This is a genomic window from Xanthomonas sp. GPE 39 (genome assembly GCF_000963005.1).
Taxonomy (GTDB): domain Bacteria; phylum Pseudomonadota; class Gammaproteobacteria; order Xanthomonadales; family Xanthomonadaceae; genus Xanthomonas_A.
This window is the reverse complement of the sequence record NZ_JZHZ01000007.1, coordinates 2401659-2414820: the sequence shown is the minus strand read 5'-3', so window position 1 is coordinate 2414820 and position 13162 is coordinate 2401659. Positions and strand designations below refer to the sequence as shown.

Genomic DNA, 13162 nt, shown 5'->3' with positions numbered 1-13162 from the left:
GGAGTGCAAGGGGGCAATCGTGCCGCGTTGGCACGCTGAGATAGGGGTGGAGCACGCTGGTTCAGCCGACGTGTTCATGCTGAGTGCGGCTGTCTACCGTCCAGGCTGTGGACCCTATCGGAATAAGACAATGGTACGGGAGAACGAGGATGAGTCCGCGCTGACTCCGGGTGTCCTCGCGGCACTTGCGTGTACTCATCAGATGCGTCAGGCATTGGACGCTTCGTCGATTTTCCGAATATTGGACCAAAAGCATGCTTTAAGCGTTTGCCCTTCAGTCGCGAGAAAACGACAGGTGGCACAGTGCACTTGACCGCCATGCTCGACGGCTTTCTTGTCCATCGCGGGTGATTGGATGCCGCAATTGCCCATTCAATCCTGCGCCACTCTATCGCATGATGCGCGCTTGGCCGCGTGCGATTGCCGCGCGGCGCCTGTCCATTGCCGCGCTGGAGTTGATCAATGCACGAACGTCGTCATTTCCTGAAAACCGCCGCTTTCGGTGCCCTGGCCGCTGGGGTGGGCGGTGTGTTGCCTGGCGCGCGCGCTGCGGCCAAGGCCAAGGCCGGTGTCGCGCCACTGCCGCGCGGCGCGGCGCGGGTGATCTCGACTTGGGATTTTGGTGTGCCGGCAAATCAGGCCGCGTGGCAGGTGCTGGCCCGTGGCGGTACGGCGCTGGATGCGGTGGAAGCCGGGGTGCGGGTGCCGGAGGCGGACCCGGACAATCACACCGTCGGGCTGGGTGGTTATCCCGACCGCGATGGCCGGGTCACGCTGGACGCTTGCATCATGGACCACACCGGCAGTTGCGGCGCGGTCGCGGCGCTGGAGGACATCGTGCACGCGATCTCGGTGGCGCGGCGGGTGATGGAAAAAACCCCGCATGTGATGCTGGTTGGGGAGGGCGCGCGGCAGTTCGCGCTGGCGCAGGGATTCGAGCGCACCACGTTGCTGACGCCTGCGGCAGAACAGGCGTGGAAGGAATGGCTGAAGACCTCGCACTACGCGCCGGAAGCCAACATCGAGAACCACGCCTATCGTCGCGGCACGCTGCCCGGTGGCAAGGACAATCACGACACCATCGGCATGCTGGCGTTGGATGCGCACGGCAATTTGTCCGGTGCCTGCACCACCAGCGGTATGGCGTGGAAGATGCACGGGCGGGTCGGCGATAGCCCGATCATCGGCGCTGGCTTGTACGTGGACAACGAGGTGGGCGGGGCGACATCCACCGGCGTCGGCGAAGAGGTGATCCGCAATGTCGGCAGTTTCGCGGTGGTGGAAATGATGCGGCAGGGCAAGAGTCCGGCCGAGGCGTGTCGCGAGGTGGTGATGCGTATCGTGCGGCGCAAACCGCAGCTCACGCGCGAATTGCAAGTGGGATTCCTGGCGATGAACCGACGCGGCGAGGTCGGCGCGTTCGCGATCCAGCCTGGTTTCACCTACGCGGTCTGCGATGCGCAGCGGCAGGATCTGTTGTTGCCGGGGCAGAGTCATTTCGCCGAGCCGGGGGCATGAGCCGGCCCACGATGCCGGGCCTGGAAGTGGCCGCCGATGCGATTGGCTCGGCGTTGGCCGCACAGGCCGGTGGCGCGATACGGGTGGAATTGTGCGGCGGGCTGGATGGGGGCGGCTTGACCCCATCCTTCGGCACGCTGGCGGTGGTGCGCGATCGCTTGCGGATTCCGTTGTACGTGCTGATTCGCCCGCGCGTGGGCGACTTCGTGTTCGATGAGGCGGAAGTCGAGGCGATGCGCCGCGACGTGGAGCAGTGCGTGCGGCTTGGCTGCGACGGCGTGGTGTTGGGTGCGCTGGATCCATCCGGTGAGGTGGACATGGCGACGATGCGCGAACTGATCGCCGCCGCTGGTCCGTTGGGCGTCACCTTCCACCGTGCCTTCGACGTCAGCGCCTATCCCCGGCGTGCGTTGGAGGACGTGATCGCGTTGGGTTGTGAGCGCGTGCTGACCTCTGGCGCGCGCGAGACGGCGGAAGAGGGCGCGGCCTTGATCGCCGAGTTGGTGCAGCAGGCCGGCATGCGGCTGAGCGTGATGCCAGGTGCGGGCGTCACTGATGCCAATCTGGCGCAATTGCGTGCACGCACGGGCGCGCGCGAATTTCATGGGTCCGCGCGCGGGCCATTGGCATCGCGGGCGCTTACGACGCATCCGCATGTGCGTAGCTTAGGCGGTGATCGCCTGCAGACCGATGTGGCGCGGGTGCGGCGAATGGTGGCGCTGTTGCAGGAGACGCAAGTCGGATAGTGGCTTGCTGGGGCGTGCGCGTTGGTGTGTTTGTTCTTTAGCTTTCAGTGGTCTGGCGTGATATCGCGGTTATGCCAACTTGGCGTGACTCAAGCCAAACAGCCTCCGGGAAAGTCGTGGTGGTTGAGGCATTAGTCTCAATGACTCCTGGGAGTATCAGTTCGCCTGTCCAGAGGTTTTATGGGTGATCTATTAATAAAAGGAGTTTGATGTGTATTGGTTAAGGTTTCTTACATGTCTTTGGATGGCGTTTTTTCTTGTAAATTCAGCATGTGCAGTAAATAATGGTAATGCGGCGAAGATGATCCAGTGTTTAAAATTGCGACAGGATCCGAAATTGCCTTCGTCGTCTCCCTTTCTTTCTCTTCCATTTTATCAACCCTTAGTGGATGGTAGTTCGATAGATTCGGTGGTTACGGATGTGGGCATTCCATCGGATAATGCATATACTCTTCATGATTCGTGGCGAATAGTATCAAGTTCTTCCCTGATTCCAATTGTTCACTGGCGCATGTCGGAATATACCGGCCTGAGCATGGCCGATTTGATAAGTGGGCAGCGCGCTCACATTGATGCTTACGGGAAGTCCGGTGAGCAAATGATTGGGAGATGGGCGGGATTCTGGATGAATACACAAAATGATGCCACTCCGCTTGCAAATGGATCTTTGTCTGCAAATTTAGGGTGTTGGTATCAAGAGCCGCCTTATGCAAAGCTGTTCTCGAATGCTTCCCAGATATTGGATGTTTCATTTGATACTGGGGTTAATTACATTGGGGCTGGTCCAGGCGCGCATTCACAGGCCTATTTTCAATTGATAGTAACTGATACCAGTGGGGGCTGTGGTAATGATTGTGCTTTTAGTATCTCAGTCGGATATGCGGGTCCAGATATCAATGGGGCCGTAAAAGAAGAGACTATTCCTGATGGTACAGGGACTACGGAATTGCCTCTCGTGAATGCAGGTTTGGATGCTCCGCATTGGATTACACGGATGTCTGACTCCATGCATTTTCAAGTGGGGACATTCTCGCCGAGTAAGGTGCATTTTCGTTTGGCGCCAGAACAGCTAATTATGATGCGGAACGATGTGGCTTCAAAATTCCCGAAGTATCAGGCTCTTTCGAAAAATCCAATTGAATATTCTGTCAAGCTTATTAATGTAAATGGAGAGGTTTACGATCCATGTAAGGCTGGCGCGGAGAAGTGTGGGGATGTGTCGTATAGTCAACTAGGCATGGTTGTGGGTAATATTAGGGTGGCTGCTTTTACTCCGCATGAGGCGATGGGTAAGCCATCTTTGCTAGATAAAAACATTCCAATTGTAGTATTTAGAGATGGTTCGGGTAATATATATGGCCTTTCCGCGACTCTGAATTCCTTGGGGCCTGTGCTTATGCAGGTTGGGACTTCACTTGCTATGGCCGATCCCTCGGCAATAAATAGCCAAGGAGTACGGAGAATTTATTTTCTTGGAAGTAATCATCACATCTTCGAAGCATTCAATGCAAACGGATCATGGCAGATATGGGACATGAGTGTAGCGCTTGGCTTCCCTGACGCATTCAGCGCTCCGCGCGCATATGCCGCAACAGATGGTAGTGTTCGAGTCTATTTCCGAGACATTATCGGTCATGTGTATGAGGCTCGTCTAAATTCGGCGGGATGGATGAAAAGTGACCTTACGGCTCTAGTCGGGGCGAATAATCTTCCGGCTGCCTTGGGGAGTCCGGCTGGATATCAAACTGGCGATACAGATCGCGTAATTTACCGAGCAGTAGGTGATCAAATTATTGAAATCTTCTTTTGGGGTGGGCGCTGGCAGGCCTGGAATATGACGGCGACGCCAGGAGCTTCTTCATCCGTAGAAGATCCATTTCCTTTTGTAGATAAAAATGGAAGCGCGCGAGTAATCTATCGTGATATCAATGGTGCAATTCATCAGTTGCTTCAGGGAAGTGCGGGATGGCAGGACACTAGCTCCAAAAACACTCCTGGTGTGGTTGCTGCGCTGGGCTCTCCCTCGGGGTGTATGGTGGGTGACGAAACAAAATTGTTATATCAAGGTGTCGATCATCACGTTCATCTGTTGACCTTGACTGATGGTCAGTGGGTTTCAGAAGATATGAACTTGATTGATGGGGCGGTTCCAGTAAATTCCGATCCATTTGGGTATACGGATGCAGATGGAATATACAGGGTCGATTATGTCGGGATCGACAGTCAGTTGCATGAATTTTTTTGGCAAGGCAGTTGGTTGCACCGTGATCTGTAGGCAGGGAGATCTCAAAAATTCAGTGAATATCCCTAGGTAGCCATTACGCTCCATCGCCCCGCCTACTGGCGAAGCCTAAACGCTTCGGATCCAACACCACATGCTTGATGCGCGTGCGCTTCCAGGTGTAGCTGATATGGATCTGGCCGTCGCGGGTCTGGATTACCGCCGGGTAGGAGAATTCGTCCTTGGGGCTGTTTTCCAGGGTCAGCACGCGGGTCCAGTGCAGGCCGTCGTTCGATAGGGCGACGGCCAGGATGCCGCGACCGTCCCACCAGTCCTTGCCGGCTTCGGTGGGGTTGTAGACCAACAGCGAGCGACCATCCGCCAGCACCACCGCGTCGGTGCCGGAATTGGGGTTGGCCAGCTCAAGCAGGGTCATCGGTTCCCAGGTCTTGCCTTCGTCGCGCGACCAAGTGCTGAAGACGTGGTTTTGTCGGCTGCGGCCGATGGCTTGCAAGCGCCCGTCCGCATGCACCAGCACGCTGGGCTGGATGGCGCCGATTTTGGCCGGATCGTTCATGGCCGGGCCGCGGGTCCAGTGCGCGCCGTTGTCGTTGGACCATTCCATGTGCGCGACCCAGCCAGCGTCCTCGCTGCTGCTGGGGCTGAGGATGCGGCCGTCCACCAGTTGCACGGGTTTGTTCTTGATCGGGCCAAGGATGCCGGTGGGCAAACGCTGTGGTGCCGACCAGTGGTGGCCGCCATCGGGGGAGGTGATCTGCATGCCCCACCAGCCCTTCGGGTCAGGACCGACTTTGTAGAACAGCCGCAGCGGCCCATGCGCCGGTTGGAACAGTACGGGATTCCACGCCGGCAACGGCTTGCCTTGCGCTTGCACCCCATCGGCCACGCGTTGTGCGTGCTGCCAGCCGTGTGCGTCGCGCCGCGCGACCCAGATGCCCACGTCGTCGGCGCCTTCGTGTTGGCCGCCGAACCACGCCGCCAGTAGGCCATCACCAGTTTCCACAAGGGTGGAGGCATGGCATTGCGCGGTCGGTGGTTTGGCGTTGACGAACTCGCTGTACATGATCGGCGAGCGCGTGGCCGCAGGTGGTGCGGGAGTCGCAGGGGCGGCGACGGCGTGCAGGGCAAACAGCGATAGCAGGGAAAACAGCGTGCGAGACTTCATGTGGTCCGGTCCTGTGCCGGAGTGTGGGGATACCTATGTATCATCAATTGAATACCATATGCATGCGGCGCTCGCAGTGCCGTCTGTTTGCGCGATGATTGAGAGGATCTGTGATGCCGCACCGTGCGCTTTTTCCGTTCCGCTGCTTGGCCGTGCTTGCTCTGACCGCTCTGGCCGCAGCGCATGTGCTGGCCGAGAATTTCGCCGAGGTCAAACCTTCGCCTCAGCAAGTGGCCTGGCAGGATCTGGAATTCGGTGTGATCGTGCATTTTGGCACCAACACCTTCCTGGATCGCGAGTGGGGCGACGGCACCGCCAGTGCCAAGGTGTTCGCTCCGGATCGGGTGGACCCGGCACAGTGGGCACGCGCGTCCAAGGCGGCCGGTGCCAAGTATCTGATTCTGGTCGCCAAGCATCACGACGGTTTCGCCCTGTGGCCGACCGAGGAGAGTGCCTACTCCGTGAAGCAGAGTCCGTGGCTGGGCGGTCATGGCAATTTAGTGAAAATGACCAGTGAGGCGGTGCGCAAGCAAGGCATGGGTTTCGGCATTTATCTGTCGCCGTGGGATCGCCACGAACCCAAGTACGCCGATTCCAAGGCCTATGACAAATTCTACGCCGCGCAGTTGGTGGACCTGGCGTTGCATTATGGTCCGCTGACCGAGTGGTGGCTGGACGGCGCCGGTAGTGCCGGTCACGTCTACAACTTCGACAAGTATCTGGAAGAGCTGCGGACCTATCAGGCCAATACCATGGTGTTCGCCGATACCGCGCTGTTCGAGTATGGCGACGTGCGCTGGGTCGGTAACGAGGCCGGCGCAATCGAAGGCGAGAACTGGAATACGATCGATCGTCATGGCGTCCTGCGCTGGCGTCCGGTCGAGGTGGATACGCCGCTGCATAAATTACAGTGGTTCTGGCATCCCAATAGCGATCAGACGCTCAAGAGCGTGGATGAGCTGGTGCAGATTTGGGAAGACAGCGTCGGCCGTGGCGGGCAATTGGTGCTGGGTATCGCTCCGGACAGGCACGGCCTATTGCCACAGGCCGATGTCGAACGACTCGAGCAAATGGGGCAGGCACTGCAAGCGCGTTACGGTGCCGAGCGCAATTTGGTGCGCGGCCGACTCAAGGCCGACGACGCAATCGTCGCAGCGGTCGATGGCGATCGCGATACGTTCTGGAGCGCACCTGCCGGCTCGCATCACGCCACGATCGAGTTGCAGTTCAAACAGCCGGTGACATTCGATACCGCGTTGTCGATGGAGTGGCTCAACGATGGCCAATTGGTGCAGAAATACGCAGTGGAAGTTTTTCGCGATGGCGCCTGGGTCAAGGTGGCGCAGGCGCAGGCAATCGGCCATATGAAGATCGATCACTTCCCTGCGGTCACCGCCTCGCGTGTGCGTTTGAACATCCTATCCAGCGTGGATGCGGCACATATTCGCGAGTTTCAATTGTTCGATGTCGGCGCTACCGCCGCGCGTTGAGCCAGTAGGTCAATTGCAGGTATTGACCAGCACTTGTTCGGCTGTGTCCCTGGTGTGGCGTGTGGCGTCTGATAAGTGTTGGTGCGCGAGCCGAATCGCATCGTCACGTTGCATGGGCTTGGCTAGATAATAACCTTGCGCATAATCGACGCCTAATTGCTGCAGCGTTTCCAGTTCGCTGGCCGCTTCGACGCCTTCGGCGACGACTTCGCTGCCGATTTCGTGTGCGAAGTTGATCAATCCTTTGGCGAGGGCTTTGCGGTGCCGGTCGTGGTCGATGGACTGGGTCAGGCTGATGTCGAGTTTAATGAAGTCCGGCTGCAGGTTGAGGATATGCCGCATGCTCGAATAACCCGCGCCGGCATCGTCTACGGCCACGCGCACGCCCAGTTCTCGCACAGGCTTCAATGCTTCCACCAACGCCGCATAATCATTCACGATGGCATGCTCGGTGATTTCCAGCACGATCCGTGAGGCATTCACGCCGCGCAGGAGCGGCAGTAGCCTGGAGGAGATGATCAGCTCCGGCGAGCAATTGAGGTTGAACGAGATGTTGTCCGGGAATCGCGTTAGTTCCTGCAATGCCTTTTCGATGGCATGCAGTTCCAGCTCCAGGCCGAGCCCGACGCTGTGGGCGGCGTTGAACCATTTGTCCGGTGAACGGGCAGGCTGCATGTTGAAGCGCGACAGGCATTCGAAGCCATGCACGTGCGGTTTCGCGATGCCATACACCGGCTGGAACACGATGCTCAGGGCGTCGTTCTGAATGGCCGCATGGATATCCTGGGCCACGGATTCTTGCTCGCGTTTCTGCCGCTCGACACTGTCGAAATAGAAACCGAGGAACTCGGAGAACGCACGCAGCATGTCCATGTCGCGTTCGGTGAGCGAGGGGACGGGGCGGTGGCTGAAGCAGCACAGCGTCCCGAACACACGCTTGTCTTCCAGGACGATGGGGGTGCTGAGGTGAGAGCCAATGGGAATGGCGTGCGTTTCCGGGATGGCGATGGCGGCGGGAATATGCGCTGTGTCGGGGATGAACTCTGGCAATTCTCCGTTCACCACCTTCATGCAGTAGCCCGTATCCATTGGGATGGACTGTCCGCGTTTGAGCAGTGGAAATGCTTCGCAGTCGACGTGATCGAGAATTCGCGTATCGCCCTGGAAGCGCGACACGAAGGCCACGTCCATCGACAGGTGACGCCTGACCACCCCCAGTACCCGGTCCAGTCCGGAGGCTCCCATGGAATGTTCGAAGAAATTGGCCAACTGGCCTGCGTCGTCTAGGGAGTCAATCATTTTCATAGGATAAGAAGCACGATCAGGGGGAGGCGCGTTGCGGATTGAAGACAGGCGGGAGATTGCGATGACGCCGTGTGATTCCTGGCCGCAGGCGATTGGAGTCTTTGAGTAACTTTATCAGCGAAAATTTTGACGCAGATCACATATACGTCACGGGCGTCAGCTGCTCGGTTCGCCGGTTAGCGGCGATTCCGTGCGCCGCAGAGGCTGACGCAGCTTGGGTTTGAGCATGCGCGAGCTGGGCAAAAACGCGGAGTCGTCGGGTGTTTCAGGCGCGACCGGTCCTGCAATGGGAGATGAATTGCAGGACGGTCTTAACGCTGCCGATGGCGTCTGCCGGTGGCCGCAGCGCTGTAAGCGTCGGCATCGGCCCGTCGTACACCCGGCCGCGCGAGTCGCGAGGCCGGGGGATCATAGCCGATTTAGTTAGTTGCCAGGCGAACTCCACACCTGCGTTTTTACCCCGCGCACGCTTGCATGCCGGCTGTCGTCCAGATCGAACACGATCACGCTGTTGTCGCCCTGGCGTTGCCATGGCGCTGGAAAGTACAGCGCGCGTTGCGGGCCGATGTTCCAGTGGCGACCAAGATTGTGGCCGTTGGCCCAGGCAAAGCCTTTGCCGAATGCGCGCATGTCCAGGAAGGTATCGGCCGGGGCGGTGATCTTGAGCGTGCCGCGGTGGAAAGCGGGGCCGTTCACCTTGGCGGTGGTCCAGCCGTGGAGTTTGCTGGCGTCGTCCATCGGCAGCGGGAAGGTCTGCCAGCCGGTCAGGGGCTTGCCGTTAAGCAGCACCGGGTCGACCAGGCCGGCGCGACCGTCGGGCAGGTGCGTGCCGTAGTTGATGCGGCCGCCGTTTTCGACCAGCACGTCCAGCGTATGGGTGCCGGCGGGAATGTCCACGTCCACGGCGACCTGCTGTAGGCGGCGGTCGGCGCTGCCGGCGAGCGCGTGATCGACGTAGACGCGCGCATAGTCGCGTACCTCGCCCAGGTAGAGGCTGCCCTTGCGCGGGCCGGTGACGCTCGTGCGATAGAGGATGTAGCCGTAGGCCTGGCCGTAGTGTTCCATCGGTTGCGGGATGTCGGTGGTGGCGACTGCCGCTGGCAGGTTGTCCCAGAGCGAGGCCGATTCGCGCAGCGGTGTGTCCGCCAGTTCGGCGAAGTGTTGCGGCGCGGGCAGCGCTGGCGGCTGGATGCCGGTGACGCGGGCGATGGCGTCGCGGAACAAGGCGAATTTGGGCGTGGGACGTCCGGCTTCGTCCAGCACCGCGTCGTAGTCGTAGCTGGTGGTCTGCGGGGCGTAGTGGTCGGTGGGGTTCTTCTGGAAGTTGGCTCCGTTCATGAAGCCGAAGCTGGTGCCGCCGACGAACATGTAGATATTGGCGGAGTGGCCCTGGCGCAGGATCCATTCGAACTCGCTGGCTTGTTTGGCGGCGTTGGTGGCGGCATGTTTGTCGCCCCATTGATCGAACCAGCCTGCCCAATATTCGCCCACCATCTGCGGTTGCCCGGGGCGGAACTTGCTCAGGGTCTGGAAGGCGGTTTTGGCGTCGCCGGGGCCGAAGTTCACCACCGCCAGGGTATTGGGCAGGGTGCCGTTGGCGAGCACGTCGGCACCGTCGGCGGTGAACAGGATGGCTTTGTCGAAGCCGGCCTGGACGTACATGGCGCGGTTGGCGCGCATGTAGGCGTGGTCGTCGTTGTAGGAGCCGTATTCGTTTTCCACTTGCACGGCGATGACCGGGCCGCCGTTGCCGTTGAGTCGTGGCTTGACCTGCGCGCCGAGCGCATCGAGGTAGGCCCGGCTGGCGGCCAGGAAGCGCGGATCCTGGCTGCGCACGCGCATGCCCGGTTCGGCGAACAACCATGCTGGATAGCCGCCGGCTTCCCATTCGGCGCACACGTAAGGGCCCGGACGCAGGATCACGTTGAGGCCCTGCGCGGCGGCGGCATCGATGAAGGCGGCGATGTCGTTGTTGCCACTGAAGTCGAACTGACCAGGACGCGGTTCGATCAGATTCCAGAAAATATAGGTTTCCACCGTGTTCAGGCCCATGGCGCGGGCTTTTTGCAGGCGGTCGTTCCAGTAGGCGCGGGGAATCCGCTGGAAGTGGATGGCGCCGGAGATAATCTGGTAGGGCTTGCCGTCGCGGGTGAAGTGATCGCCCTGGGTGGAAACCGTCGGCCAGGTTGGCGTGTGCATCGGCTGGGCGGATGCCGCGAATGACAGCAGCAGCGACAGGGCAAGGGTGGAGATGGGGCGAGGCAGCAACATAGGCAGTCTCCGGCAATCGCGAAGGGGATGGTGGGTGCCGCGCCCGCAGTGGGCGTCAGGCGAAGGAGGGCGGCAGGTCGTCCTTGGCGGCGCCGAAGCTGGTGTTGGGGGTCGGCCCCATGTCCAGTTCGAGGGTGCCGCCAGCGGCGAGATCGCCGTGGCGCAGCCAACTGCGCGTGTACGTTTTGCCGTTCCAGCGCGCGCGTTGGATGTACACATTGGTCGGGCTGTTGCCGTGGGCGACGATGCGCAGGGTGCGGCCGTGGCCGACATCCAGTTCGGCACGCTTGAACAGCGGGCTGCCGAGCACGTAGGTGGCGCTGACCGGATCGACCGCATACAGGCCCAGCGCACTGAGCACGAACCAGGCGCTCATCTGTCCGCAGTCCTCGTTGCCCGATAGGCCGTTGGGTGCGTCGTGGTACTGCTCGCGCAGCAGCCGCCGCACCATTGCCTGGGTTTTGTAGGGCTGCCCGGCGTAGGCGTAGAGGTAGGCGACGTGGTGACTGGGCTCGTTGCCGTGCGCGTACTGGCCGACCATGCCGTCGATGTCCGGTGGTGCGTCGGCGGGCAGTGCCGAACTGGTGGAGAACAGTTCGTCGAGTTTGGCGACGAAGTGGTCACGGCCACCGAACAGGTCCATGTAGCCGTACAGATCGTGCTGGTTGAGGAAGGTGGCCTGCCAGGCGTTGGATTCGGTGAAGTCACGCCAGCGTTTGCTGTGGCCCATCGCGCGCGGGTCGAACGGCGTGGCCCAGTGGCCGTCGCTCAGGCGCGGCTGTACGAAATTGCTGTCGCGGTTGAACACGTTGCGGTAGTTGCGCGAGCGTGCGCGCAGGCGTTGCGCGTCCTCGTGGGCGCCTGCGGCATCGGCCAGGTGCGCCACGGCCCAGTCGTCGTAAGCGAATTCCAGTGTGCGGCTGGCGGATTCGTCGACCTTGTCGCAGGGGATGTAGCCCAGTTGGCGATACAGCCCCAGGCCATGCACGTCGTCGTCCATCGCACGCTTACGCCATGCCGGCCATGCTGCTTTCCAATCGATGCCTTTAAACCCCTTGGCATGCGCCTCGGCCAGCACCACGGCGGAGTGATAGCCGATCATGCAGTCGGTTTCCACGCCTTGCAGCGGCCAGATGCCGACGCCTTGCGGGCACTCGTTGGCCCCGCGCACCAGGCACTGCACCAGATCCGGGACACGTTCGGGCTGGACCAGGGTCAGCAGTGGATGCAGCGCGCGGTAGGTATCCCACAGCGAATAGGTGCTGTAGTTGTGGTAGCCGGCCGGTGCCTGGTGGATTTGCAGATCCATGCCGCGATAGCGGCCGTCGCTGTCGCTGAACAGGCTGGGCGCGAGCAGGCTGTGGTAGAGCGCGGTGTAGAAAATGCGCCGCTGCGCGTCGTCGTCGCTGTCGATGCGCACTCGCCCCAGTTCTTTTTCCCACGCGGCCACGGCGGCGGCGTGTACGCGGGCGAAATCGAAATCGGGTAATTCGCTATCCAGGTTGGCCAGCGCGTTCTCCGCGCTGACCGCGGAGAGGCCGACCTTGACCAGCAACGGCGCGTTGGCGGCGTCGGGATAGTGCAGCGCGAGTTTCAGATGTGTGCCGTCGGCCTGTTGCGCGGAGGCGGCCAGCGGTTTGTCGTCGGAATACAACTGCGCGGTGGCGAACGGCCGCGATAGACGCAGTGCGAAGTAGATGTAGCGGCCTTTGGCCCATTGGTAAACGCGGCGACCGCCGGTCACGGTCTGCTGATCGACGATGCGCAATTGCGCGTCGCTGATGCGGGTGGGAATGCCGGGTTTGTCCTGCATGCCATGGCAGAAATCCAGCAGCAGATGCGCCGGTTTGCCAGCGGGAAAGTGATAACGGTGCAGGCCAGCGCGTGCGGTGGCGGTCAGCTCGGCGTGCACGCCGCTGTCCTTGAGGCGCACGCGGTAGTAGCCGGGCGAAGCGGCTTCGTCGGCATGGTCGTAGCGCGAGCGGTAGCCGGCGTCGGGATCGTCGAGTGGGCCCGGCACCAATTTCACCTTGCCGGTGGCCGGCACCAACAGCACATCGAGCATGTCGCCGATGCCGGTACCGGACAGGTGGGTGTGCGAGAAGCCCATGATCGAACCGTCGTCGGCGTGGTAGCCCGAACACGCGTCCCACACGGCGTTGTAAGTGTCCGGGCTCAGCTGCACCATGCCGAACGGCAGCGTCGCGCCGGGGAAGGTGTGGCCGTGACCGCCGGTGCCGATGAAGACATCGACATGGCGGGTGAGTTCGGCCTTGGCGCGCGCGTCGGCCGGTAGCGCGTAGTTGCCGGCGCGCGCCTGCGCCAGCCGGGCGATGCCGCTGCTGCCGAACAGGGCCAGGGCGATGGCGCCCTGCAGGAAACCGCGTCGTGTGGCCATGGTGCTGTCCTTCGTGAAAGTGTGTTG

At 60.9% G+C, this 13162-nt stretch carries 8 protein-coding genes; 4 read left to right on the top strand and 4 right to left on the bottom strand.

The window, feature by feature from the left end; genetic code table 11:
• The first annotated feature begins 462 nt into the window (after positions 1-462).
• The 3 genes from XALGPE39_RS10085 (at position 463) to XALGPE39_RS15700 (ending at position 4539) form a co-directional block, all read left to right on the top strand.
• Entirely contained in the window at positions 463-1518 is a 1056-nt protein-coding gene (locus XALGPE39_RS10085; protein WP_045728063.1) for a N(4)-(beta-N-acetylglucosaminyl)-L-asparaginase, read from the top strand.
• Positions 1515-2264: a copper homeostasis protein CutC gene (locus XALGPE39_RS10080; RefSeq protein ID WP_045728062.1), complete on the top strand. Its 750-nt coding sequence runs from the start codon at positions 1515-1517 to the stop codon at positions 2262-2264. Before XALGPE39_RS10085 ends, XALGPE39_RS10080 begins: the two co-directional genes overlap by 4 nt.
• 211 nt (positions 2265-2475) lie before the next feature.
• Positions 2476-4539, top strand: coding sequence for a hypothetical protein (locus tag XALGPE39_RS15700; protein WP_152624876.1), 2064 nt, complete (start codon positions 2476-2478; stop codon positions 4537-4539).
• 43 nt (positions 4540-4582) lie between these two features.
• Here XALGPE39_RS15700 and XALGPE39_RS10075 read toward each other — a convergent pair whose 3' ends face one another.
• Positions 4583-5671 carry a sialidase family protein gene (locus XALGPE39_RS10075; RefSeq protein ID WP_045728061.1) on the bottom strand — a complete coding sequence of 363 codons (1089 nt, stop codon included), beginning with the start codon at positions 5669-5671 and terminating at the stop codon, positions 4583-4585.
• Between the two features lie 152 nt (positions 5672-5823).
• Between XALGPE39_RS10075 and XALGPE39_RS10070 the strand changes: the two genes are divergently transcribed.
• On the top strand, positions 5824-7161 hold the full coding sequence (locus tag XALGPE39_RS10070; RefSeq protein WP_235429785.1) for an alpha-L-fucosidase: 1338 nt from the start codon (positions 5824-5826) through the stop codon (positions 7159-7161).
• A 9-nt stretch (positions 7162-7170) separates the two neighbouring features.
• Here XALGPE39_RS10070 and XALGPE39_RS10065 read toward each other — a convergent pair whose 3' ends face one another.
• The 3 genes from XALGPE39_RS10065 to XALGPE39_RS10055 form a co-directional block, all read right to left on the bottom strand.
• On the bottom strand, positions 7171-8430 hold the full coding sequence (locus XALGPE39_RS10065) for an EAL domain-containing protein (RefSeq protein ID WP_200893874.1): 1260 nt from the start codon (positions 8428-8430) through the stop codon (positions 7171-7173).
• A 459-nt stretch (positions 8431-8889) separates the two neighbouring features.
• Complete coding sequence (locus tag XALGPE39_RS10060) at positions 8890-10734, bottom strand: beta-galactosidase family protein (RefSeq protein WP_045729127.1); 1845 nt, start codon at positions 10732-10734, stop codon at positions 8890-8892.
• A 58-nt stretch (positions 10735-10792) separates the two neighbouring features.
• Positions 10793-13135, bottom strand: a complete 2343-nt coding sequence (locus tag XALGPE39_RS10055) for a GH92 family glycosyl hydrolase (RefSeq protein WP_045728060.1) — start codon at positions 13133-13135, stop codon at positions 10793-10795.
• Positions 13136-13162 lie beyond the last annotated feature (27 nt).

Bases quoted from the DNA above. Each gene is read 5' to 3' on its own strand.
- XALGPE39_RS10085 (WP_045728063.1), top strand. From the start codon at position 463: ATGCACGAACGTCGTCATTTCCTGAAAACCGCCGCTTTCGGTGCCCTG.
- XALGPE39_RS10055 (WP_045728060.1), bottom strand. From the start codon at position 13,135: ATGGCCACACGACGCGGTTTCCTGCAGGGCGCCATCGCCCTGGCCCTG.
- XALGPE39_RS10075 (WP_045728061.1), bottom strand. From the start codon at position 5,671: ATGAAGTCTCGCACGCTGTTTTCCCTGCTATCGCTGTTTGCCCTGCAC.
- XALGPE39_RS10080 (WP_045728062.1), top strand. From the start codon at position 1,515: ATGAGCCGGCCCACGATGCCGGGCCTGGAAGTGGCCGCCGATGCGATT.